The 23,306-nt window shown below is 40.0% G+C and carries 22 protein-coding genes; 19 read left to right on the top strand and 3 right to left on the bottom strand.

Annotation, left to right across the window (positions count from 1 at the left end; translation table 11 throughout):
- Positions 1-9: 9 nt before the first annotated feature.
- On the bottom strand, positions 10-1,053 hold the full coding sequence (locus tag ACO1PF_RS05265; protein ID WP_423190278.1) for a hypothetical protein: 1,044 nt from the start codon (positions 1,051-1,053) through the stop codon (positions 10-12).
- Between the two features lie 247 nt (positions 1,054-1,300).
- Here ACO1PF_RS05265 and ACO1PF_RS05260 point away from each other — a divergent pair, with 247 nt between their 5' ends.
- Positions 1,301-2,209, top strand: a complete 909-nt coding sequence (locus ACO1PF_RS05260) for a nuclease-related domain-containing protein (protein WP_423190277.1) — start codon at positions 1,301-1,303, stop codon at positions 2,207-2,209.
- A gap of 933 nt (positions 2,210-3,142) precedes the next feature.
- Here the strand turns inward: ACO1PF_RS05260 and ACO1PF_RS05255 are convergent.
- Complete coding sequence (locus ACO1PF_RS05255; RefSeq protein WP_423190276.1) at positions 3,143-4,774, bottom strand: ABC-F family ATP-binding cassette domain-containing protein; 1,632 nt, start codon at positions 4,772-4,774, stop codon at positions 3,143-3,145.
- A gap of 178 nt (positions 4,775-4,952) precedes the next feature.
- On the opposite strand from ACO1PF_RS05255, the gene ACO1PF_RS05250 reads away from it, so the two are divergent.
- From ACO1PF_RS05250 to ACO1PF_RS05235, 4 genes are all read left to right on the top strand, one after another.
- Positions 4,953-5,114, top strand: coding sequence for a hypothetical protein (locus ACO1PF_RS05250; protein ID WP_423190275.1), 162 nt, complete (start codon positions 4,953-4,955; stop codon positions 5,112-5,114).
- Between the two features lie 153 nt (positions 5,115-5,267).
- On the top strand, positions 5,268-6,926 hold the full coding sequence (locus ACO1PF_RS05245) for an FAD-dependent oxidoreductase (RefSeq protein ID WP_423190274.1): 1,659 nt from the start codon (positions 5,268-5,270) through the stop codon (positions 6,924-6,926).
- Positions 6,927-7,060: 134 nt separating this feature from the next.
- Entirely contained in the window at positions 7,061-8,125 is a 1,065-nt protein-coding gene (gene arsB, locus ACO1PF_RS05240; RefSeq protein WP_423190273.1) for an ACR3 family arsenite efflux transporter, read from the top strand.
- Between the two features lie 734 nt (positions 8,126-8,859).
- Positions 8,860-9,873: a sodium:calcium antiporter gene (locus ACO1PF_RS05235; RefSeq protein ID WP_423190272.1), complete on the top strand. Its 1,014-nt coding sequence runs from the start codon at positions 8,860-8,862 to the stop codon at positions 9,871-9,873.
- A gap of 95 nt (positions 9,874-9,968) precedes the next feature.
- On the opposite strand, the gene ACO1PF_RS05230 is transcribed toward ACO1PF_RS05235, so the two are convergent.
- On the bottom strand, positions 9,969-10,421 hold the full coding sequence (locus ACO1PF_RS05230) for a GNAT family N-acetyltransferase (RefSeq protein ID WP_423190271.1): 453 nt from the start codon (positions 10,419-10,421) through the stop codon (positions 9,969-9,971).
- A gap of 301 nt (positions 10,422-10,722) precedes the next feature.
- Here ACO1PF_RS05230 and ACO1PF_RS05225 point away from each other — a divergent pair, with 301 nt between their 5' ends.
- The 14 genes from ACO1PF_RS05225 (at position 10,723) to ychF (ending at position 23,295) form a co-directional block, all read left to right on the top strand.
- On the top strand, positions 10,723-11,067 hold the full coding sequence (locus ACO1PF_RS05225; protein ID WP_423190270.1) for a hypothetical protein: 345 nt from the start codon (positions 10,723-10,725) through the stop codon (positions 11,065-11,067).
- A 46-nt stretch (positions 11,068-11,113) separates the two neighbouring features.
- Positions 11,114-12,298 (top strand): cation:proton antiporter, encoded by a 1,185-nt coding sequence (locus ACO1PF_RS05220; RefSeq protein WP_423190269.1) that lies wholly within the window; start codon positions 11,114-11,116, stop codon positions 12,296-12,298.
- Between the two features lie 402 nt (positions 12,299-12,700).
- Positions 12,701-13,033, top strand: a complete 333-nt coding sequence (locus ACO1PF_RS05215) for a hypothetical protein (protein ID WP_423190268.1) — start codon at positions 12,701-12,703, stop codon at positions 13,031-13,033.
- 36 nt (positions 13,034-13,069) lie between these two features.
- Entirely contained in the window at positions 13,070-14,239 is a 1,170-nt protein-coding gene (locus ACO1PF_RS05210; protein WP_423190267.1) for a cation:proton antiporter, read from the top strand.
- A gap of 238 nt (positions 14,240-14,477) precedes the next feature.
- Positions 14,478-15,410: a hypothetical protein gene (locus tag ACO1PF_RS05205; RefSeq protein ID WP_423190266.1), complete on the top strand. Its 933-nt coding sequence runs from the start codon at positions 14,478-14,480 to the stop codon at positions 15,408-15,410.
- A 332-nt stretch (positions 15,411-15,742) separates the two neighbouring features.
- Complete coding sequence (locus ACO1PF_RS05200; RefSeq protein WP_071848519.1) at positions 15,743-16,075, top strand: hypothetical protein; 333 nt, start codon at positions 15,743-15,745, stop codon at positions 16,073-16,075.
- A gap of 36 nt (positions 16,076-16,111) precedes the next feature.
- On the top strand, positions 16,112-17,281 hold the full coding sequence (locus ACO1PF_RS05195) for a cation:proton antiporter (RefSeq protein ID WP_423190265.1): 1,170 nt from the start codon (positions 16,112-16,114) through the stop codon (positions 17,279-17,281).
- A 279-nt stretch (positions 17,282-17,560) separates the two neighbouring features.
- Complete coding sequence (locus ACO1PF_RS05190; protein ID WP_423190264.1) at positions 17,561-18,298, top strand: ABC transporter ATP-binding protein; 738 nt, start codon at positions 17,561-17,563, stop codon at positions 18,296-18,298.
- Entirely contained in the window at positions 18,288-19,313 is a 1,026-nt protein-coding gene (locus tag ACO1PF_RS05185; RefSeq protein ID WP_423190263.1) for an ABC transporter permease, read from the top strand. The genes ACO1PF_RS05190 and ACO1PF_RS05185 overlap by 11 nt, the downstream gene beginning before the upstream one ends.
- Positions 19,314-19,566: 253 nt before the next feature.
- Positions 19,567-20,286 (top strand): 16S rRNA (guanine(527)-N(7))-methyltransferase RsmG, encoded by a 720-nt coding sequence (gene rsmG, locus ACO1PF_RS05180; protein ID WP_423190262.1) that lies wholly within the window; start codon positions 19,567-19,569, stop codon positions 20,284-20,286.
- 31 nt (positions 20,287-20,317) lie between these two features.
- Positions 20,318-21,082: a ParA family protein gene (locus tag ACO1PF_RS05175; protein WP_071848525.1), complete on the top strand. Its 765-nt coding sequence runs from the start codon at positions 20,318-20,320 to the stop codon at positions 21,080-21,082.
- On the top strand, positions 21,072-21,953 hold the full coding sequence (locus ACO1PF_RS05170; RefSeq protein ID WP_423190261.1) for a ParB/RepB/Spo0J family partition protein: 882 nt from the start codon (positions 21,072-21,074) through the stop codon (positions 21,951-21,953). The genes ACO1PF_RS05175 and ACO1PF_RS05170 overlap by 11 nt, the downstream gene beginning before the upstream one ends.
- A gap of 22 nt (positions 21,954-21,975) precedes the next feature.
- Entirely contained in the window at positions 21,976-22,161 is a 186-nt protein-coding gene (locus tag ACO1PF_RS05165) for a DUF951 domain-containing protein (protein WP_423190260.1), read from the top strand.
- 33 nt (positions 22,162-22,194) lie between these two features.
- Complete coding sequence (gene ychF, locus ACO1PF_RS05160) at positions 22,195-23,295, top strand: redox-regulated ATPase YchF (protein WP_423190259.1); 1,101 nt, start codon at positions 22,195-22,197, stop codon at positions 23,293-23,295.
- Positions 23,296-23,306 lie beyond the last annotated feature (11 nt).

Below are 23,306 nucleotides of genomic sequence, written 5' to 3'. Positions count from 1 at the left end.
ATTGTTTAATTATTTATCATCGTCATATTTTTTCGCTAACTCATCGGCTTCAGAACTTCCAAATTGTTCAATGGGTCGGCTAAGCATGTCCTCTGTTCGTTTGGCTTCACGTTCTTTACTGGCTTGTTTTGTTTTCCACCATTTGAACAGGAGGTATAATGCTGCGAGAACTCCAAAGATCGAAAGTACTGGAATCCATGGGGAAGTCGTTACTTCCATGATACGATCAGCTGCTTCTTTGAATGAATTGCTGAAGTACTGTTCATCGGTTAAGTCCGGATCATAGTAATTTCTATCGAGATAATCCATTAAAATGTCGCCTGCTTCTGTATCAATGACAGATCGCGCTTGAGATCCGGTGACGTAATACGTCATGTATTCATTTAGTGCGGGCTCAAAAAAGACAAGCAGTAAATGCGCTTCATCTGTAAAGAGTTCGTCGTACAGATCGTTTGCGTAGGCTTGGAGTTCATCCATTGACGGATCAGTAGATCCATTGATGTCACCCGTTATATGCACATGGGGCTGGACGCCTGTTTCGTTATAGAAATGACGAAGGCCATCCACCATCTGCGTATGGTTACCTATCCAGCCTAATTCATCTGTGTAGTACTCTGATTCATTTACTGATCCTGCCGGTAACGGTTCACGTTCCACCGTCGAAGAGGTGATATTCGTTGGCCCACCATTGCCGCCACCGCCCATGAAATTACCTAAGGATGAGATCAAGGTAAAGATGATGAACATAAATATCAGTACAGTGAAGATGCTTCCGCAGCCCATAGAGCCACAGCCACCACCACCGCCACGACCGGATGAATAACGTCTTCGACCAAAAAGTCCACCGCCTAAAAATATCGGGCCCATGCCCATGCGTGGACGGTTATTTCCGGAACTTCCGCCACCAAAGCCACCGCCACCGAAACTTCCACCGCCACGGCCACTGCTCCCACCGCCTATACGACCACCGCCGCCTCGTCCTCCACCGAAGCCCCCGCCACGGGAACCACCGCTGAAGCCACCACCGCCACCTCGGCCGCCTCCTCTACCCATATAATCCACTCCTTCACAGTCAGATAGTTAATTTTATTATCATAATATTGTCTATTTATAAACGCAAAGCGCTTAAACGGACTATGACTATATTATAGCGTATGCATTTAGCAAATCATAAAAATATCACTTGCTAGACTGAAAGAGAAGCAAACGCAAAGAGTAACTTATTTATTGAGCCGTAAAAAGTCAGTTTCAAATATAAAAGACAATATAGATAATAGAATAAATAAATGGAGGGAATCATATGATAGTTAAAGAAAGAGAAAGAGCATTACAACTTGAGTCCTTGTTAGCCTTAAGCAAACGAGGGGGGTTATTGAACCCGCAGGAAAATTATATTAATCAACTAGTAAAAGGATTCGAAGGTGAGTGTGCATTTGACTCGTTATTGAAAGAGCTAAAGTGTGAATGTCTGATTTTGAATGATTTATTATTGAAACTAAACGGTCAAACCTTTCAGATCGATACATTAATGATATCAAGTAAAGGGATTTCGATTTATGAAGTGAAAAACTTCGAAGGTGAGTTTATATTTCGTGAGGATAAGTTGAAAATTGTATCTACTAATAAAGAAATCACTAACCCTGTTCATCAATTAAAAAGAACGACAATGCTTTTCCGTCAACTAATGGAAGAACATCGTGTTGATTTCCCACTCAAATCATATATTGTGTTTGTCAACAAACAGTTTACTCTTTTTGAAACACCAATCGATCAGGATTTTATTCTTCCGACCATGATATCTCGTCATCTTAAACGATTGAACAATGAACGTGGAGCAATAAATATAAGTCATACAAAATTTTCGGATACGCTCAAAGCATTACATCATAATGACACTACTTTTATAACATTACCCGAGTACTCGTATACTGCCTTAAAAAAAGAATCGTTCTGTAAAGAATGTTCAGCTGTATTAGAGCGTTTAAATGGGAGAATGTGTGAATGTATAAAATGTGGTCATCAGGAATTAGCTGTTGACACAATACTCCGACAAATAAACGAGTTCAGACTATTGTTTCCGGAGAATAAATTAACAACCAATGAAATGTATCAATGGAGTGGAAAGCTTTTTTCAAAAAAAAGCATCCGATTAGTCTTATCAAAGCATTTCACTCTGAAAGGACAAAGCATAGCTTCCTACTATGAGTAAAATAGCATTGAATCTACTAAATCAAGAATAAATTAACCGTTGCGTGCCCTTCGCGAAGAACAGAAGGAGGCGAAGGTCACGGAATGGGTCAAAGCGTGCCCTTCGCGAAGAACAGAAGTAGGCGAAGGTCACGGAATGGGTCAAAGCGTGCCCTTCATGAAGAACAGGAGGAGACGAAGGGCACGGAATGGGTCAAAGCGTGCCCTTCATGAAGAACAGAAGGAGGCGAAGGTCACGGAATGGGTCAAAGCGTGCCCTTCGTGAAGAACAGAAGGAGGCGAAGGTCACGGAATCGGTTAAAGCGTGCCCTTCGCGAAGAAAAAGAGGAGACGAAGGTCACGCAATGGGTCAAAGCGTGCCCTTCATGAAGAACAGAAGTAGGCGAAGGTCACGGAATGGGTCAAAGCGTGCCCTTCACGAAGAACAGAAGTAGGCGAAGGTCACGCAATCAGTCAAAGCATGCCCTTCATGCAGAACAGAAGGAGTCGAAGGTCACGCAATGGGTCAAAGCGTGCCCTTCGCGAAGAACAGAAGGAGACGAAGGTCACACAATCAGACAAAGCGTGCCCTTCGTGAAGAACAGAAGTAGGCGAAGGTCACGGAATGGGTCAAAGCGTGCCCTTTGTGGAGAACAGAAGGAGGCGAAGGTCACGGAATGGGTCAAAGCGTGCCCTTCGCGAAGAACAGGAGGAGGCGAAGGTCACGCAATCGGTCAAAGCGTGCCCTTCGCGCAGAACAGAAGTAGGTGAGGGGCACGCTTTCGCTATCAAACGCCTTTAACTGATTAAATCGATTACGAAAAGCACGTGTGAGTGCTCAATATCGAATGATTGTAACGATAATGCAGAAGAAAGAAGCCAAAGCTTCTTTCTTCATTATAAAATAAAAAAGAACACTCACGACCATAGTCGTGAGTGTCCTTCTGTTAAGTTTTTATTTTTTGTATAAGGCATCGACTTGAGATCGAACTGTTTTGTTTTCCAAGAATTCATCATAGGTTGTTTCTGCGCGGTCGACAACACCGTTTGGTGAAATTTCGATAATGCGGTTGGCAACTGTTTGAATGAATTGATGGTCATGTGAGCCAAATAATATAGCTCCTTTAAAGTCAATGAGTCCGTTGTTTAAGGCTGTGATTGATTCTAAGTCCAAGTGGTTCGTTGGGTCATCTAAGACCAGAACATTGGCTTTACTCAACATCAGTTTAGAAAGCATGCAACGCACTTTTTCTCCACCTGATAAAACAGATACTTCTTTCATGACTTCGTCGCCGGAAAAGAGCATACGTCCTAAGAAACTTCTCAAGAAAGTATTGTCATTTTCTTCTTTATTTACCACATATTGTCTTAACCAGTCTATGATGGTCAAAGAGCTGTTCTCGAATTCACTGGACGAATCTTTAGGAAGATACGTATGTTTAGTTGTGACTCCCCAATTAAAAGTACCTTCGTCCGGTTCCATTTCACCTGTGATGATTTTGAATAAAGTACTGATCGCAACATCATTCATACTTGTGAAAGCAACTTTATCGTCTTTGGTTAGGGAGAAAGTAATATTTCCTAGAATTTTTTTGCCATCGATTGTTTTTGAAAGTTTTTCCACACGTAGCAAATCATTACCAATTTCACGTTCGGGCTGGAAACCGACGAATGGATAACGACGTGATGACGGTTGGATATCATCCAAGGTGATTTTATCCAGTGTTTTTTTACGTGATGTCGCTTGCTTAGATTTAGATGCATTTGCGCTAAATCGAGCGATAAAGGCTTCGAGCTCTTTGATTTTTTCTTCTTTTTTAATGTTTTGATTGGCTTGCAGTTTCGAAGCCAGTTGACTGGATTCCAACCAGAAGTCGTAGTTACCGACGAAAAGTCTGATTTTACCGAAGTCAACGTCAACCATATGTGTACAGACTTTGTTCAAAAAGTGTCTGTCATGGGAGACAACAATAACAGTATTTTCAAAGTTGATCAAAAATTCTTCGAGCCAGGCAATAGAATGCGTGTCCAGGCCGTTTGTGGGCTCGTCTAGTAGGAGCACGTCTGGTTTACCGAATAATGCTTGAGCTAGCAAGACTTTCACATGCTGGCCACCAGTCAGTTCGCTCATTTTTTTATAGTACAATGAATCTGGAATTCCTAAGCCTTTGAGTAAGGTCATTGCTTGCGGTTCAGCTTCCCAACCGTCTAACTCGGCAAATTCGCCTTCAAGTTCGGCCACTCGGATGCCATCTTCATCTGAGAAGTCAGCTTTCATATAAACTTCATTTTTTTCCTGCATAACGTTGAATAAACGCTCGTGACCCATGATGACTGTATCGATAACGTTCTGATCTTCATAGTCATAGTGATTCTGTTTCAAGACGGCCATGCGCGAATCTTTTGGTAGTGAAACGTCACCTGAAGTCGGAGCAATTTCTCCGGATAATATTTTTAAGAATGTAGATTTTCCTGCACCATTGGCTCCGATAACACCGTAGCAATTGTCATTAGCAAATTTCAAAGTGACATCTTCAAATAGTTTTTTATCAGAAAAAAGCAAACTTACATCTGTTACTGTAATCATAATTAATAAACCCTCTATTCTTTACATGTATTCCTGGTCTGTTTTTTCGCCATTAAGTCTATTATACTTACTTTCAGAAATAATTCAGTCTTTATGAGAATTTGCTGAACACTTTTTTAATGATTGTGACAGAATAATGAAGATTACAGCGTTTATTAGTCAAATATGAGCAAAAAAGATGGCTTTTCTATCCTACATAGGAACGAGTAATGATTATGTGGATGTTTATGGCACATATGAAATTGCGGAGATAGATGATTTAGAAGAAGGTATCGAAAAGTACCAACGCATTATCGTACCCGGCATATTCATCGGAGCAGGATTTTTAAACTTCTACTAAAGCACAATAATTCAATACATTCGTTTTGCATTTAACTAAGGAAACATTTACATTTTTTTTACAATAAAGTTGGATAAGCAGGTAGTAATTTCGTTTGAAAATTGATACACTTGACAATAGATAGACAAGAGTCTATATAAGGAGGAGTCATTTATGAAAATTGTAGTCATTGGCTCTGTAGCGGCTGGAACATCGGTTGCTGCCAAAGCGAGACGAAATGATGAAACAGCTGAAATCGTTGTGTATGAAGAGGCAGAAGATATTTCTTATTCTGTCTGTGGTATGCCTTATTTTTTAGGAGGAGAAGTAGAAAAATTAGATGCCCTCATTCCTAGAGATGTTGAGTGGTTTAAAAAACGCTTTGAGATCGATATTCACATTAACCATCATGTCGAAGCAATCCACCCTTTAGCTAAAGAAATTGAAGTTTACAACAAAGAGACTGGCAAAGGTTCCAGAGAGACCTACGACAAGTTAGTGCTAGCAACCGGGTCTTATTCGCTTACCCCGCCACCGTTCAGCTTAGCTACTTACGAAAATGTGTTTCATGTCAAATCGATGGATAATACGAAAGCCATTGATAAATATATGAAAGGTCATGACGTCAAGCATGTCACGATTGTCGGATCTGGATTTATCGGACTTGAGATGGCAGAACAATTAACCAAAAAAGGTTTGATTGTGTCAATCGTCGAGCTTGCGGATCAGATTTTCCCTAAGATTGATGCAGATATGGCTTATCATTTGAAGAAAGAACTGAAAGATAATGGTGTCGACCTTTATATTGGGGACAAAGTAGAAACCATTGAAGGCAATGAAAAAGTGGTATCACTCGGGACTCAAAAAGGAGCAACACTTGAAACCGATTTAGTGATCTTAGCCGTTGGAGTAAAACCCAACACCGTTTTAGCCACAAATGCAGATATTAAACTTGGTAAAACGGGTGCAGTCAAAGTGGATAAACACATGAAAACGTCAGTTGAAGATGTTTACGCGGTCGGAGATGTGGCGGAAAGTTTCCACCGGATCACGAACCAAGCCATCTATCAGCCGCTTGGATCGACAGCGAATAAAATGGGACGCATTGCCGGCGATCATTTGACCGGTGGACCGCTTGAATTTAAAGGAACAGTTGGCACCGGTATTTTCCGATTGTTTGATTTGACCGTCGCTTATACGGGACTTTCTGAAAAGGAAGCAGCACAAGCTGGGTTTGATCCGGTCGTCATTCACAATATCAAACCTGCTCACGCAAAATACGTTGGAGGACAGGAAATAACCATCAAAGGTGTAGCCGATAGAGAGTCCGGTCGTTTCCTGGGGGCTCAAATCGTAGGTCCAGAGGGCGTGGACAAACGCATCGACGTGTTTGCGACCGCCATTACCTTTGGTGCGACAGCAGAAGATCTGTTCCATCTTGATCTGGCTTATGCGCCGCCGTTCAGCACCACGAAAGACCCGGTCATGTATACAGGTATGGTGCTGGAGAATGCTCGAAAAAATTTACCCGTGATAACACCTGAAGAACTGGTAATATTTCAGGAGAAGGCTGTTCCTCTACAAATTATAGATGTACGTTCGCCCAAGCAGCATGGAAAAAATCATGTCAAAGATGCCGTCAATGTTCCGATGCCGGACTTGCGTAAAGGTGTCGTCGATTTAGACCGTTCAGTTAAGACAGTCGTTTATTGCAACAAAGGCGTAACCAGTAACACCGCTCAAAATTTACTCTTGAATATCGGGTTTTTAGATGTGAATGTATTATCGGGTGGCAACACGAATTATCAGAATTATATTGACAGTAAAAAGTAAGTAACGACTAGAGACCAGATGAAAAAGAGTGAGTTAGTCTTTTTCATCTGTTTTGTAGTTGACAAGATAAGGATTGTCAAGTAACGTATATATTGAATGTTGTCTATGTATATTATGTTTATGGAGGTAAAATGATGAGTGACACAAGAAAGACAAAAGCGGCTATAAGTATTTTCGAAAGGTACTTAACGGTATGGGTACTGTTATGTATGGGAATTGGTGTGATGATCGGGCAATTCTTACCGATCATACCAGAGACCTTAAGTCGCTATGAATATTATCAAGTTTCAGTTCCGACGGCTATTTTGATTTGGATCATGATTTTCCCTATGATGTTGAAAGTTGATTTTACAAGTGTCGTGGGCGTAACCAAAAGACCAGTAGGCCTGTTCTTAACCACGTTTGTTAACTGGGCTATCAAGCCATTCACCATGTTTGCCATTGCTTCTTTATTCTTTTTATATATATTTGATGGCCTGATTGCCAACGAACTCGCACGTGAATACGTTGCCGGAGCCGTGATTTTAGGAGCAGCACCGTGTACTGCAATGGTATTTGTATGGAGCAAACTGACAAATGGAGATCCTGCTTACACATTGGTACAAGTATCAGTGAATGATCTGATTGTTATCGTCTTGTTTGCGCCTATTGTGGCATTATTGCTTGGTGTAGGTAATGTAGTCGTACCTTGGAACACCTTGATTCTTTCAACGGTATTGTTTATTGTTGTTCCGCTTTTGATGGCGATCATTACACGGAAAGTGATTGTAAATAAAAAAGGGCAGCATTATTTTGAAAATAATTTCATCAGTAAATTCGACCGTGTTACCATTACAGGATTGATGTTGACACTGATCATTATCTTTTCATTTCAAGGAGAAAGAATTGTTCAGAATCCGTTGCACATCTTGCTTATCGCTATCCCATTAACGATTCAAACGTTCTTGATTTTTGCTATAACCTATTCAGGAGCGTATGCGTGTAAATTACCATTTAATATTGCAGCGCCATCAGCAATGATCGGTGCAAGTAATTTCTTTGAATTAGCGGTTGCCGTGTCCATTTCCTTGTTCGGATTGAACTCAGGAGCGACGTTAGCTACAGTTGTCGGTGTATTGGTAGAAGTACCCGTCATGTTACTGCTTGTGAGAATAGCGAACGGGACCAAAGGTAAGTTCGATCGGTTTGCGAATAACTAAACATTAAATGATGATGGAAAGAAAGCATAGGATTCGAATCCTTATGCTTTCTTTTTTCGTTTTTGAAGAGTAGAAACTGATCTGGTCAGATCAGTTTCTACAACCTTTGAATGTTGAGCGGACCATACTCGCTTTCAGAGCGAGTATGACCAATACAAACGTTTGTTTAGTGCTTATTTTGATTAAGTATGTTTATTAAGTACCTACTCGGTCCCTTTAGGTACTGACTAGGCAGTATGGTTATTTTGAGTACCCACTCGATGAGAGAAATTTCGCGAGCAGATAGTAACGGCAGTCCTAAGTGGCTAGTCACCATATCTTTTTTCGCGAGTAGGTCTTGATGAACCTTATTAGAGACCAGCCAAGGTATAAGGATTCTGGAGTGGTAAGTAAAGAGCCCTTCGAGTACCCACTCATTTGTTGATGATCTTTGGGTGGGTAGTATAGAGCCCTACAAGCGGTCACCCAGTACTGATTTGATGGTGAGCGGTCACTTGAAGTCAAGTTAAGTACCGACTCGGAAAAGACCATGCGTTGTGTGGTCCCTTAATATTTCTCAAGTGGCCACTGGAAATTCCATTATTCGTCAGCAGCCACATGTTTTTAACATCCCTCAAAAGTAAAGAGTACAATCGAGAAACCTTGTTTTCTTCTAAATAAAATCCACATATTATCCATGTATTTGCTATACTATGTGTAAAATAGTTAATAAAATATCCATTAGGAGTTAGTCAATGAACACTTATATTGAAACATTACCTACACTCGTTATCATTGTCTTGTTTGTCGTAGCCTTGGTCATCTTATCGCAAGCTGCCGATAAATTAATCGAAGAAGCCGTTTCGATGTCTCTCGTTCTCGGTCTATCTAAAATGGTAGTGGGAGCGACTATTTTATCAGTTGGAACTACTCTGCCGGAGGTCGCATCCTCAGTGGCTGCGACGTTGAACGGCAATGCACAACTTGGTTTGGGGAATGCTGTTGGATCAGTCATAACCAATACGTCACTAGTACTGGGGATTGGCGCAGTGGGAGGGTTGCTTCCGATTCGAAAAGAAACGAAAAAAACATTTATGATCTTAACATTTACCGCTTTACTTTTTATCGGAACAAGTATTGCCTTTGGTGATTTTCCGAGAGAAGGTCTTCTCCCGAGAAGCTTTGGCCTGCTGTTTTTACTTGCGGTACCTTTTTATATTTGGTATACGGTAAAGAAAAAGCCGGAAGCCATATTGGGAGATATTGAAGAGGTCGAAAAAGAAACGGGGAAAAATGAAGAGGGAAAATCATCGGGTATCAAAAAAAGTGTGTGGCTCTTATTACTGAGTTCTTTAGGCGTGACACTGGGAGCCACTTTGCTGGTGTCAACCGCAGAAATAACGGCTGCTCGTATGGGGATACCAGACAGTGTGATAGCTTCTACTATTATTGCGTTTGGGACCAGCGTACCGGAAGTTTCGACAACTCTGGTCGCGACCAGATATGGTCACGGTGAACTGGCTATTGGAAATGTGTTAGGCGCTAATATGATGAATTTCATCTTAGTTATGGGCGCGACCATTACGCTGCTGCCAACTGGGCAAGTCGTGCCTGAAATTTACTATCTGCTGCAGTTTCCGTTTTTATTGCTCTTGTTCGGGCTGCTAAGCTACCCGATGTTCTCCAAAAAATTAAATGCTGTTAACCGAAAACATGGATTTGTTCTATTAGGTATCTATGCTGTTTATTTACTCACTAATTTTATTTAAATCAACTGAATAAGTTTAGTGTCAAACAAGACGACCCTGGAGAGTTTTTAAATCTCTCCAGGGTCGTTTTTAGTTTTTGCATAAAATTCTAGCAATTACTGCTGCAGAACAATCTCTTTACGAATTAATTTCATATCGTAGTGACCTATGGCGTAATCGTAGTATAGATCAGACGTTGTTTCAAAACCGAATTTCTCATAAAAATCCTTAAGATAAGCTTCAGCTTGAATAGACACCTCACTGTTTGGATGATGACATTTTACGTAATCAAGGGCTACCTTAATTAGCTCTTTGCCGTGTCCTTCATTTCTATATTCTTCAGGGACTAAAACGCGTCCGATTTTCATTTTATGATCCTCTTTGTAAATACGTGCATAAGCTTTAATTGAATTCTTTTGTCTTTTTACAACATGAATGGCTCTTAAGTCGATATCATCCACTTCTTGATAGGCACAGCCTTGTTCAACGACAAAAATCTTCGTACGTTCTTTTATTATTTGATGAAAATCTTGTGCATCTAATTCTTGAAAGTGTTTAAACTGCCACATAACCGAGTGTCAATCTCCTTTTTAAATCATTTTTAGGTCTATCAATTTGCTTGATTTGCTACCTACATCCACAGTATACATAAAAATAAATATATAACAACCATGAAATTTGAGTATCAGTGATGATAGAAATAATGATGGTTGAAAGAGTTCAAGAAAACCGTTTTTTGACATAAACACTACTTTTAGTTGAAAATACTTGCATTATTTTCAACAATATGCTTTGAAAGCCCTTTACTCGCTTGTGTATTTAAAAGTTAGGCGTATGCTTATATATAGACGAAAGAAAGGGAGTGTAAAAATGAAAAATAAAGTATTGTTTATAATTGTATTAAACCAAACCGAATTGCTCGATGATTTATTGTTGAAATTTAATGACGAAGTTGGGCAAGCTGCAACCGTGATAGATTCTGTTGGAATGGCACAGCATTTATCTCATCTAGATGAAGCAAAAATATTTTCAACAATCAGACCATTGATCATATCTGACCATGCGGAAAACAAAACTATTTATAGTGTTATTCCTGAAGAAGATCTTGATTTGGCACGTAAAACAGTCAGAAATGTACTGAAAGATATTGGTGAACCAGATACTGGGATCATGTTCGCTGTACCCGTATTATTTCAAGAAGGCATCAGAGAATAAAGCTAGAATTTATTAGCGTCAAAAAAAAGAAAAGAAGGTCGTAAAGTTGGAAGTATCAAATATATTGTATATTGCTATTGTTCTCTTGGTGGGGTTAGTTTTTGGACAATTAGCAACTTTTATTAAATTACCTAGTGTTACTGGCTATTTATTGGGTGGATTGCTGGTGGGCCCTTCACTATTGAATGGTCTCACGTCTGAGGTACTCGAAAGTTTTGAAATCGTTCCACAAATAGCGTTAGCGTTTATTGCATTCACTATCGGATCATCTTTCAAACGGAGTTATTTTAAACGGGTAGGACTTACACCGGTTATTATCGCAATTTTCGAAGCCTCTTTTGCCGTGATAATCGTGACGAGTGGTCTTTTGTTATTCGGAGTTGAACTGCCGTTTGCGATCATGTTGGGAGCAATCGCCGCAGCCACTGCTCCAGCAGCTACCATAATGGTAATAAAAGAATTTAAAGCAAAGGGTCCTGTTACCGAAACTTTATTAAGCGTCGTTGCTTTAGATGATGCCATTGCGTTAATACTCTTTGGTTTTGCATCAACAATTGCAAAGTCACTATTAGAGGTTGATGGAGAGTTCTCCTTGTTTTTATCTATTTTAAATCCATTTTTGGACATCTTTTATGCTCTAGTAGTGGGAACAATTTTAGGTTTGATTATGAAGTGGCCACTAAAGTTGTTTAGAACAAGCAGTAATCGCTTGATCATCTTGATCACTTTTGTATTCTTAGGAAGTGGCTTGTCGGCATTCTTTGGTATTTCTGAATTATTAACTATAATGGTTATGGGAGCCGTGTTAACAAACATATCTTCAGCCGCATCTTCTATGATTGAATTATCTGATCGTGTAACCGCACCAATATATGTGATGTTTTTTGTAGTATCTGGTGCAGAATTGAATTTAGCTATTATTCCTTCAGTAGGGTTTATTGGAATAGCCTATATTTTATTAAGAGTAGTGGGGAAAATTTCCGGGACTTACGTGGGTGCAAAAATCACTCACGCGCCTGAAACCGTCGGTCGTTATCTGGGAGCGACGCTTATACCGCAAGCAGGTGTTGCCATTGGGTTGACAGCTATAGCGGAATCTGTTGTCCCCATGTATGCGGTCCAAATTAAAGTCGTGGTGCTGTCTGCCACCCTTATTTATGAGCTGGTTGGACCACTCATTACCAAAATAGCATTAACTAAAGCTGGAGAAATATCCCCAGAGAATGAATGATCTCCTTTCATTTATTGTATAGCACCCTACATTTTACTGATAGTCAGATGAAAAAGGGTGTTGGATCAACTAATAATAAAAGGTGCTAATAAATGTCATCTTTTATTTTAGATTAAACATTACTTTTAAATAAAATAAAAGATGATATTTTCGTTTTGCAGCTCATAAAAAAAGCTGTGAAACGTTTTATTTTGCCCATATCTTACCGTACTAGAACCAGAGTGATGTGAATGTATAACCAATTTGTGCGATTAAGTTTGCAACACACCGCTATTCTCATGAAATGCTTGAAATAAGGTACGTTCTAGTCCGTAATTAAATTGAGTGTTACAAAAATGCCTTCAATAAGTACATTAATGTTAAACATTTAGTAATAAACTTATAAAAAGGAAGGAATACGATATGGAACTTGTAGTTATCGTCTTGAACAAGATCGATTTGTTGGATGAGATTTTAGCATTATTTATGCGTTATGAGATCAAAGGAGCAACCGTCTTGGACAGTAGTGGAATGGGACACCTTATTTCTAATCAGTTTCCCATGTTCTCAATGTTCGCGGAACTTGGGAAAGAACGTGCATCAAATAGTAAAACGATTTTAACTGTGGTAAAAGACGAGGCGGAACGCAAAGAAGTTCTTTCAATAACTGAAAGTGTCTGTGGAGATTTAACTAAACCCGATAATGCTATCTTTTTCAGTGTACCAGTGAACTTTACAAAAGGAATGGAACTATAAATAGTAAAAATATAAAAGAAGAAGGGTTTTATAAACATGACATATTCACTTTACATTGCTGTTATCTTGGTCGCTGGAATGGTAGGTGGCAACCTGGCAAAGAAAATTAAGTTACCCTCAGTCACAGGCTATATACTAATGGGATTATTCTTGGGTCCGAGTGTACTTAATTTCGTAACGTCAGAAGTATATTACGATTTTGGATTTGTCGGTGAGCTCGCATTAGGGATGATGGCTATGTCAATAGGAACCGAACTTCATTACCGTATCTTTAAAGTATTTGGTAAAAACTTGATTATCTTATCCCTTGGAAATACTCTTTTAACAGGAGTGACTGTGGTATTGGTTACGTGGTTTCTGGGAATGCCTATACATTATGCATTGATACTAGGTCCGCTTGCGATGTCTGTGTCACCTGCAGGAGTTTTAGAGATAGTTAAAGAAAAAAAGGCTAAAGGTGAAATGACACAAAATCTTTTGGGTTTAGTGGCTTTTGATAATCTTGTTACCATTTTGGCTTTTGGTATGATGGTTTCTTTTGTACAATCGCTTGGAAATGATGGTGGCACATCAGGTTTATTACTTGTTGCAACGGTTATAATAGATATATTGTTTGCATTTCTTGTAGGAATAATCGGTGGTGTTTTTGTATCATATTTTATTAGAAGTGAGAAAACGAGTAGTGATAGGTTACTGACTCTACTGATTGCTGCTATTTTATTTAATTCGGGTGCGGCTTTTTACTTTGATCTCTCTCCAATTTTAACCAATATGATTGCTGGTGTTGTCATTAGTAACTTAACCTCTAGAAAAATATTGATTTCATCTCTACTTAGTCGTATCGAACTGCCCGTATTTATTCTCTTCCTCACTTTATCTGGTTCATTTATAGATATATCGATTATTGGACAAGTAGGAGTAATCGGTCTGGGCTATATTTTAGCGCGTTCCTTCGGTAGATATTTGGGAATCGTCATCTTTTCTCGGTTCACATCTATCAGTGAAAAAGTGCGTTTCAATTTAGGTTTTGGTCTACTGCCGCAAGGAGGGATAGCAATAGGATTGGCTACCATTGCTGAACGCAGTTTGCCTGAAGTTTCTGGTGCAATTACGGGAATTGTACTGACCGGGGTCATATTCTTTCAAATTTTCGGTCCGTTACTATTAGGAAAAGCGCTAGATAGAGTAGGTGAGACAGAAGCCTAAAGATAAAAATAAAAGAATAATCATCATTAAGCACACGACTCTTCGGTCCCTAAAAAGACTGTGAAATCGTGTATTTTTTTATATCTAAAAATTAGTAAAAAAATTAGAGTATTCTTACAAATTTTCACACGGTTTAAAGTATAAATGAAGGGGCTCTCAATCCAGCTATGATAAAATATATGTACAGAAATATTATCAAATCAGTCTCAATCGTTTTACAACGAAAGGAGGTACACGTATGAAAAATGGAAATATAATTGATTGGTTAGTCTCTGGCGACAATACCATAAAGTATTTAACAGACAAGTATCTTTTAGGGCAGCAGGTGGATCAAGATAATACAGGATATATTCAGCAGTATTTCGATTTATTTGATGAGAATACAAATGAATGGGGAGGTGGAATTTACTCCCCTTTATGGATTTCTAGTCATTATACCCTCTTAGAACTCAAGTACATGGAAGCAACTTACAACCATCCCTTTTACCAAAGGGGAGCAAATAAGCTGTTAGATGGGCTATGGTTTAACCGGGGAAAGGTTTCAACACGACGTTTTCAAGACATGTGTATGTCCGCAATGCTTTTGAGTATTATTTGTTACGGGAGATTTAGGGATGAGAGGATACATGAAATCGTCGATTATATTCTAGCACACCAAATGGAAGATGGTGGCTGGAACTGTGCGTGGGATTCAACAACCAATAAGTCAAAACGTGGCTCATTCCATACAACAATTTGTGTTTTGGAAGCTTTTGCAGAGTATGAACAATGTGGCTATACTTACAGATTAAATGAAATCAAAGACGAAGTTAAAAAAGGACAAGAATACTTACTGTCCAGAAAACTACTTTACTCTATCAGTAAGAAAAAAATCGCCGATCCAGACTTTGCAAAATTTCATTACCCTACCCGCTATAAGTACGATTGTTTTCGTGCTTTAGAGTATTTTGTAGATATAAATTACCCCTATGATGAACGAATGAATGAAACACTCGAACGTGTTGTTGCTCAGTTGCAAAATGGAGCAATTCGTAAAGGGGAAAAATATTCTGGCAAGACTCATTTTAAGTTGGAAACCACTAAATATAGTCGTTTCAATACCTTTCGTGCTTTAAAAATTCTGAAATTGTACAACCCAATGGTTTTCTGTGAAACTACTGATACGTATTAGAAAGATGGATATTTTCAAAAAGTGAGTATGTATTCTAGGCACTTCAAAAATGAGGTGTCTATTTTTTTGCCCGATTTTTGCCATATGCAATAAGGCTATACGAGTATATAAGAATATTTTAAAAGTCAGGTTATGTTTATATCTAAAAATATAACTATAAGAAAATCTTTTTTATGTGTATTTATTCAACCTATTCACTTCTTTTTAAGAGAATCGCTTGAATAACTGTTCATAGTTGTTCATAATTAAATCTAAGTATATAAAAAAACGCTTAAGTAGTATCCTAATGTTAAATATTTAATAATCAACTTATAAGAAGGAAGGAATATGATATGGAACTTGTAGTTATCGTCTTGAATAAGATCGATTTGTTGGATGAGATTTTAACATTATTTATGCGTTATGAGATTAAAGGAGCAACAGTGCTCGATAGTAGCGGGATGGGGCATCTTATTTCCAACCAGTTTCCGATGTTTTCGATGTTTGCGGAACTTGGGAAAGAACGTGAATCAAATAGCAAGACTGTTTTCACGGTGGTAAAAGATGAGGCGGAACGGGACGAAGTACTTTCGATTGCTGAAAGCGTCTGTGGTGATTTGACAAAACCCGATAATGCTATCTTTTTCAGTGTGCCAGTGAACTTTACAAAAGGAATCGAATTCTAAATAGTAAAAATATAGAAGAAGAAGGGTTTTATAAACATGACGTATTCACTTTACATTGCTGTTATTCTGGTCGCTGGCATGGGAGGTGGGAAACTGGCAAAGAAACTGCAGTTACCCACAGTCACCGGCTATATATTGATGGGTTTGTTTCTGGGACCAAGCGTGCTCAACTTCATCACATCAGATATTTATTACGAATTGGGATTTGTCAACGAACTCGCGTTAGGTATGCTAGCTTTGTCAGTAGGAACTGAACTTCATTACCGCGTATTTAAAGCGTTTGGTAGAAACTTGATTATCTTGTCACTGGGAAACACACTATTGACAGGTGTGACAGTGGTCCTGGTTACGTGGTTTGTTGGCATGCCCCTTCAATACGCACTGATACTGGGTCCGCTTGCGATGTCTGTATCTCCTGCTGGCGTGGTAGAGATAGTAAAAGAAAAAAAATCTGAAGGTGAAATGACACAAAACCTCTTGGGTCTGGTGGCTTTTGACAATCTTATTACCATTTTAACTTTCGGTGTGATGGTCTCCTTTGTACAATCGTTGGGGAATGATGCCGGGACATCAGGATTAATGCTTGTTGGTACAGTGGTTCTAGATATACTATTCGCTTTTTTTGTAGGAATAATCAGTGGCCTGTTTGTGTCATACTTCATCAGAAATGAGAAGACAGGCAATGAGAAGCTAATGACGTTGCTGATTGCTGCGCTTTTATTTAACTCGGGTGTGGCGCATTATTTTGGACTGTCTCCAATCTTGACCAATATGATTGCGGGTGTTGCTATCAGTAACTTAACATCCAGAAAAATATTGATCGCGTCACTATTGAATCGTATCGAACTGCCCATATTTATTCTCTTCCTGACTTTATCCGGTGCCCATATAGACATTTCGATTATCGGTCAAGTGGGGCTGATTGGTTTCAGCTATATCATAGCGCGTTCTATCGGAAAATATATGGGAATCGCCATTTTTTCTCAGTTCACGTCGATCAGCAAAAAAGTGCGTTTCAATTTAGGATTTGGTCTGCTGCCGCAAGCCGGTATTGCGATCGGATTGGCCACTATTGCCGAGCGAAGTTTGCCTGATGTTTCTGGCGCCATTACCGGGGTTGTACTGACCGGTGTCATCTTTTTTGAGATTTTCGGTCCGTTACTGTTAGGTAAAGCACTCGACAGAGTAGGCGAAACAAAAGTGTAAACGTAAATATAAATATAAATGAATAATGACGAGTCAAGCACACGACCCTTAATGTCCCTAAAAGGACATTAAGGGTCGTGTGCTTTTTTACAGGAAATCAATTCGCTACTCCGAATAATAATCAACGAGCAGGGACTATGATATATAGGACAAAGGAAATAGCTGTTATAATATATGCAAATAATTAGTTTCCGTAAACGGATAACAGTTAAAGTACGCTTCACATGATCGATTTCCCGGAAGTCATATCTAAAAACTTATAACGCGAGGTGGGAGAAAATGAATGTTAGCAAAGGCATTATTTCCATAAAAAACCTGTCAAAATCATACGGAAAGCAAGAAGTGCTGAAAGATATCGATTTGGAAATAAACAAAGGAGAAATATTTGGTCTGTTAGGTCCATCGGGGGCGGGAAAAACAACGCTGGTGAAGCAGCTCGTTGGTCTGGAAGAAGCGACCATCGGGGAGGTGCACATATTAAATAAAAAACAGCCTTCTCTTCATTTAATAGAAAAGATCGGCTATATGGCTCAGTCAGATGCACTCTATACGGAATTGAGTGCCAGAGAAAATCTCGAGTTTTTTGTCTCTCTTTATGGTATGAATAAGAAGAAAAGACAGGAACGCATAGAAGAAGTAATGACTGTTGTCGATTTGAAAGATTCTTTTGACAAAATAGTCGCCAATTATTCAGGGGGTATGAAACGTCGGCTAAGTCTGGCCATTGCCATGCTGCATGAGCCAGATATATTGATCCTGGATGAACCGACTGTGGGTATGGATCCGATACTTAGAAAGAGTATCTGGAACAGTTTCAATGCCTTGAAGCGAAAAGGCATAACCATTATTGTGACAACGCATGTCATGGATGAAGCCGATAAATGTGACCGTTTAGGAATGATCAGAGAAGGGAAACTGACCGCAGTGGGATCTCCGCAAGAATTAAAGCAAAAAGCGCATGCCAAAGATTTGGAAGGAGCTTTTTTAGTGTTTGGAGGTTTTGAAAATGAGGATTAGATCATTGATATTGCGTATTTTGCGTCAGTTTAAAAGAGACAAGCGAACGATGGCACTGTTGATCCTAGCTCCTATTTTAGTTTTATCATTATTGTATCTCGTCTTCGGTGATGAAGGGTACACCCCGCGCATCGGGTTAGTGGATATTCCAGAACAACTGACAGAAAGAGTCGACTTATCCGGAGCTGAAGTGACTCTGTACACTCTGGAAGACAGTGCGCTGGCAGATGTCGAAGCACAGGTATTAGACGGCTACGTTAGTGTGGAAGCAAATCGGCCCAGTCTTACGCTGGAGGGAAGCGATCCGACAATCAACTCCGCAGTATTGAGGTGGATGCAGGAGGCTTTCTCACCACTCTCGGCAGAACAAGAGAATCAATTTGAAATAAATTTCATCCATGGAGACGAAGACATGCGGCACTTTGATTACTTTGGACCAGTATTACTCGGTTTCTTTGTTTTCTTTTTCGTCTTTTTGATATCCGGCGTTTCTTTTCTAAGAGAACGGACGAGAGGGACCTTGGAACGATTATTGTCCAGTCCCTTAAGGAAATGGGAGATCGTCATTGGCTATGTGGTCGGATTCGGTTTGTTTACGGTCATTCAGTCAACCATCATATCTGCCTATTCGATTTATGTTTTAGGCATGATGATGGAGGGGAACTTTTTCTACGTGCTGCTGATTACACTCTGCCTGTCTTTCACCGCCTTGACGTTGGGGATACTGTTATCATCTTTTGCTCAGAACGAACTCCAGATGATTCAGTTCATTCCAGTTGTGGTGGTCCCGCAGTTGTTCTTTTCCGGCCTGTTTAATCTGGAGACTATTTCCGGTTGGGTCAGTTGGATAGGCCCTTTGACCCCACTGTATTATGCTGCAGAAGCACTGAGGGATGTCATGGTCAGAGGATTCGGCTTTCAGCACATCATGTTGAACCTTCTTGTTTTACTGGGATTCTCCGTGGTATTTGTCGTACTCAACATCCTCGTATTGAATCAGCACAGAAAAGTGTGACGATCGGGTTCTTTATGAGAACTGAACGTGAGCATTCTGAAAATAGTCGATTTTAATCTAAAATAAGATGCGAAAAGACACCAATAAAAAGCTAACAATAAAACATCTGGCAACCAGTGTCAGGTGTTTTTTTTGTAATGAGAAAATAGCTTCTAACCATTGTATTTACTAGCTATTTAGTATAAAGTGAAGAGAGTGTTTTTGTGAAACAATCAAGTGTTTCACGACTGAAGAAAGAAAGGATTTTTGACGAATGACTCCAGAAGAATTTCAGTCCGAACTTAAGAAAAGAGACATTCCAATCACAGATGCCAAGATGCGTCAGTTTAAACGTTATTTGGAACTGCTGCAGGAATGGAATGAAAAAATTAATTTAACTGCGATTACGCAACGTGAAGAAGCTTACTTGAAACATTTTTATGATTCATTGACTGCGGGGTTGTATGTCGATTTTAGTCAAGGGGTCCACAGTTTATGCGATGTAGGCTCAGGTGCTGGGTTTCCCAGTATCCCCCTTAAAATCATTTACCCTGAATTACAGATCACGATCGTTGATTCACTTAACAAGCGCATCACATTTCTCGAGAAAATAGTTGAAGAATTGGGTCTGAGCGACGTCTCATTGTATCACGACCGTGCAGAAACGTTTGGTCAAAATAAACAGTTTAGAGCCTCTTTCGACTATGTTACAGCAAGAGCAGTGGCGCGTATGAGTGTCTTAGCTGAATTGTGCCTGCCTTTACTAAAAAAAGAGGGCACGTTTATTGCAATGAAAGCCGCACATGCGCCTGAAGAGTTGGATGAAGCCGTATCTGCCATTGCATTACTTGGTGGCAAAGTGAGAGAAACCCATTCGTTTGAGTTACCCGAAGATGCGGGTGGACGTACAATCATCCTTATAGATAAGATAAAAGAAACGCCGAATAAATATCCAAGACGACCAGGGACTCCCAACAAAAGTCCGTTAGCGTAAACGAATAGAGTAGAAAGTTTGGAGGAAGAACATGGGACAGATTATAGCTGTTGCAAACCAGAAAGGTGGCGTGGGTAAAACAACGACTACCGTCAATCTTGGTGCTTCTTTAGCTTACAACGGGAAAAAAGTATTGTTGATTGATATGGACGCCCAAGGCAATGCAACCAGTGGGTTAGGCATAAGAAAAGGCGAAGTAGATAGAGATATCTATGATGTCTTAATTAATGAGGAACCGCTTAAAGATGTAGTGTTATCATCGAGTCGAGAAAATTTGAGCATTGTCCCCGCCACGATACAATTGGCTGGGGCAGAAGTAGAATTGACCAGTTTGATGGCGAGAGAAACACGGCTGAAAAGAGCTGTAGAGACAGTGAAAGATGATTATGATTATATTTTGATCGATTGTCCACCATCTCTTGGCCATTTAACGATCAACGCGTTTACCGCAAGCGATTCGGTTTTGATCCCCGTACAGTGTGAGTATTATGCGCTGGAAGGGCTGAGCCAGCTGCTTAATACGGTCCGATTAGTACAGAAACATTTCAACAAAGAGTTGAAAGTGGAAGGCGTGCTCTTGACGATGCTGGATGCCCGTACGAATCTTGGCTTTGAAGTGGTGAATGAAGTGAAAAAATATTTCCGGGAAAAAGTCTATGCAACAATTATTCCACGTAATGTACGTTTGTCGGAAGCGCCTAGTTATGGTTTATCAATTATTGACTATGATATTAGATCCAAAGGTGCAGAAGTCTATCAAGAATTAGCAAAGGAAGTGATGGATAGTGGCGAATAAGAAAAAAGGACTAGGCCGTGGCATTGATGCCTTGTTTGATGTGCCTAATTTTGATGAAGAAGTCGACCGCAACGATGAACGCGTACAACTTATTGATTTAACTGAAATCCGTCCCAATCCATACCAACCCAGACGTCATTTTGATGAAGATGCACTGAATGAACTGGCTGCTTCTATCACTATTTCTGGGGTGCTCCAACCGATCATCCTGCGTCAGTCATCTGTTAAAGGTTATGAAATCATAGCTGGAGAGAGACGATTCAGAGCGTCCAAGATTGCCGGCAAGGATAAAATCCCAGCCATCATCAGAGAACTGAATGAAGAAGTCATGATGCAAGTGGCTATTTTGGAAAACCTGCAACGGGAAGACTTGACGTCTCTTGAAGAAGCAGAAGCGTATAATATGATGATGGATAAATTAGCAATGACACAGGAAATGGTAGCCGAAAAATTAGGTAAGAGTCGCTCTTATATTGCCAATCATTTACGTTTGCTGTCACTACCAGAAGAAGTGAAGCAGCTGGTCCAGGAAGGGAAACTTTCAAACGGACAAGCACGCACGCTGCTTGGGCTGAAAGATAAATCCAAGATCAAGAAACTGGCCAAACGCGCGGTGAAGGAAAAGTTAACGGTAAGACAGCTGGAACACCTGGTTTCAGAAGCGAATCAACACCCCAAAGACAGAGTTGAAAAGCCACAGGTGGCAGAGAAATCTGTCTATATTCGCAAATCGGAAGAGTTATTGACCGATAAGTTTGGAACAAGTGTGGCGATTCGTGAAAAAGGAGAGCAAGGGAAGATAGAAATCGAATATGTATCTCCCGATGACCTGAATCGTATCTTGGAAGAATTGGATATTGATTTAAATTAAAGAACCAAGGAGGATAAATGAGATGGAAAAATCCTATGATTTACACGATGTCGTCGAAATGAAGAAGCCGCATCCTTGTGGAATGAACCGCTGGGAAATTATTCGCATGGGGGCTGACATTCGTATCAAATGTACGGGATGTGACCATCTAGTCATGATGCCTCGACGAGAATTTGACCGAAAAATGAAGAAAGTCTTGAAGGACTAACTATTTTAAAGAAAGTGAAAGGTGAACACAGACATGCCTTTAACAGCAGGAATTGTTGGGTTACCCAACGTAGGAAAATCAACATTATTTAATGCCATCACCAAAGCGGGAGTAGAGGCAGCAAACTACCCTTTTGCAACGATCGATCCCAACGTCGGAATCGTGGAAGTTCCGGATAAACGTTTAGACCGCTTAGCGGACCTCGCGAACCCGAAAAAAATCGTACCGACAACCTTTGAATTCACCGATATTGCCGGTATCGTCAAAGGAGCAAGTAAGGGTGAAGGGTTAGGAAACAAATTTTTAGCGAATATACGTGAAGTGGATGCGATTTGTCATGTCGTGCGCTGTTTTGAAGATGATAATATTACGCACGTGACCGGTAAAGTCAACCCGGCAGATGATATAGAAATCATCAACTTGGAATTAGCTTTAGCTGATTTGGAATCCGTAGATAAACGCTATGAAAAAGTGAGAAAACAGGCAAAATCAAAAGATAAAGATTCGGTTGAACTGTTTGCCGTATTAGAAAAAATCAAACCGGTACTTGAAGAGGGGAAACCCGTACGTGTTCTTTCATTTACAGAAGAAGAATTACCAATTCTGCGTTCGCTCTTCTTGCTGACAAGTAAACCCGTCCTTTATGTGGCAAACGTTTCTGAAGAAGAAATCGCTGATCCTGAAAGCAACAAGCACTTGCAGATCGTTCGCGACATTGCAGCGGAAGAAGGGGCTGAAGTGGTCGCTATTTCAGCAGCTATCGAAGAAGAAATTGCTGAACTGGATGATGAAGAAAAAGAAATGTTCTTAGATGACTTGGGTGTAACTGAACCGGGTTTAAACAAACTGATTCATAAATCTTATGACTTGTTAGGTTTAGCCACTTTCTTTACTGCCGGACCCACTGAAGTACGAGCATGGACCTTTAAAAAAGGAATGAAAGCTCCACAGACAGCGGGCATCATTCATAGTGATTTCGAGCGTGGCTTTATTCGGGCCGAAACGATTTCCTTTGAAGACTATGACCGTCTAGGGAGTGAAAAAGCTGCTCGTGAAGCTGGGAAGTTAAGATCGGAAGGAAAAGACTATGTCGTGCAAGATGGCGATGTTATTCTATTCCGTTTCAATGTTTAGGAAAAGGGGAG

The sequence above is a fragment of the Alkalibacterium sp. f15 genome (assembly GCF_049389645.1).
In the GTDB taxonomy this organism is placed as follows: domain Bacteria; phylum Bacillota; class Bacilli; order Lactobacillales; family Carnobacteriaceae_A; genus Alkalibacterium.
Note: the sequence above shows the minus strand (reverse complement) of the source record. Positions and strands in the feature narration are given on the sequence as shown.

Coding starts and splice junctions, on each gene's coding strand:
- rsmG (WP_423190262.1), top strand. CDS start 19,567: ATGACTCCAGAAGAATTTCAGTCCGAACTTAAGAAAAGAGACATTCCA.
- ACO1PF_RS05235 (WP_423190272.1), top strand. CDS start 8,860: ATGAACACTTATATTGAAACATTACCTACACTCGTTATCATTGTCTTG.
- ACO1PF_RS05205 (WP_423190266.1), top strand. CDS start 14,478: ATGAAAAATGGAAATATAATTGATTGGTTAGTCTCTGGCGACAATACC.
- ACO1PF_RS05190 (WP_423190264.1), top strand. CDS start 17,561: ATGAATGTTAGCAAAGGCATTATTTCCATAAAAAACCTGTCAAAATCA.
- ACO1PF_RS05210 (WP_423190267.1), top strand. CDS start 13,070: ATGACATATTCACTTTACATTGCTGTTATCTTGGTCGCTGGAATGGTA.
- ACO1PF_RS05265 (WP_423190278.1), bottom strand. CDS start 1,053: ATGGGTAGAGGAGGCGGCCGAGGTGGCGGTGGTGGCTTCAGCGGTGGT.
- ACO1PF_RS05215 (WP_423190268.1), top strand. CDS start 12,701: ATGGAACTTGTAGTTATCGTCTTGAACAAGATCGATTTGTTGGATGAG.
- ACO1PF_RS05230 (WP_423190271.1), bottom strand. CDS start 10,421: ATGTGGCAGTTTAAACACTTTCAAGAATTAGATGCACAAGATTTTCAT.
- ACO1PF_RS05255 (WP_423190276.1), bottom strand. CDS start 4,774: ATGATTACAGTAACAGATGTAAGTTTGCTTTTTTCTGATAAAAAACTA.
- ychF (WP_423190259.1), top strand. CDS start 22,195: ATGCCTTTAACAGCAGGAATTGTTGGGTTACCCAACGTAGGAAAATCA.
- ACO1PF_RS05185 (WP_423190263.1), top strand. CDS start 18,288: ATGAGGATTAGATCATTGATATTGCGTATTTTGCGTCAGTTTAAAAGA.
- ACO1PF_RS05195 (WP_423190265.1), top strand. CDS start 16,112: ATGACGTATTCACTTTACATTGCTGTTATTCTGGTCGCTGGCATGGGA.
- ACO1PF_RS05245 (WP_423190274.1), top strand. CDS start 5,268: ATGAAAATTGTAGTCATTGGCTCTGTAGCGGCTGGAACATCGGTTGCT.
- ACO1PF_RS05200 (WP_071848519.1), top strand. CDS start 15,743: ATGGAACTTGTAGTTATCGTCTTGAATAAGATCGATTTGTTGGATGAG.
- ACO1PF_RS05260 (WP_423190277.1), top strand. CDS start 1,301: ATGATAGTTAAAGAAAGAGAAAGAGCATTACAACTTGAGTCCTTGTTA.
- ACO1PF_RS05225 (WP_423190270.1), top strand. CDS start 10,723: ATGAAAAATAAAGTATTGTTTATAATTGTATTAAACCAAACCGAATTG.
- arsB (WP_423190273.1), top strand. CDS start 7,061: ATGAGTGACACAAGAAAGACAAAAGCGGCTATAAGTATTTTCGAAAGG.
- ACO1PF_RS05175 (WP_071848525.1), top strand. CDS start 20,318: ATGGGACAGATTATAGCTGTTGCAAACCAGAAAGGTGGCGTGGGTAAA.
- ACO1PF_RS05165 (WP_423190260.1), top strand. CDS start 21,976: ATGGAAAAATCCTATGATTTACACGATGTCGTCGAAATGAAGAAGCCG.
- ACO1PF_RS05250 (WP_423190275.1), top strand. CDS start 4,953: ATGGCTTTTCTATCCTACATAGGAACGAGTAATGATTATGTGGATGTT.